Here is a 222-nt window from a genome sequence, read left to right on the forward strand (position 1 = left end):
ATTAATCAACTTACCGTCTGTCGGTTCTCTATCCGGTTTCGGGAAGACAGTGATTAAGCCTTTTTGATCCTGCCCTACCATATAATTATAGGCAGCCCGTTGTTCCGGGGTTAATTGTTCTATCAGATCAGCCTTGCCGGACATGGCTACGCTAAAGACATAATCTCGTTCAGATGACGAGAGATTATCTAGCACAGTGTTTGCGGCACCAATACCTAGCAG

General features: G+C 45.5%; 1 pseudogene. It reads right to left on the reverse strand.

The annotated features are described in order from the left end of the window. Positions 1-222 (reverse strand): annotated as a pseudogene (locus HGT73_RS14695) (HNH/endonuclease VII fold putative polymorphic toxin); the annotation flags it as partial.

This window comes from Rosenbergiella australiborealis (assembly GCF_018494035.1).
Classification (GTDB): Bacteria; Pseudomonadota; Gammaproteobacteria; order Enterobacterales; family Enterobacteriaceae; genus Rosenbergiella; species Rosenbergiella australiborealis.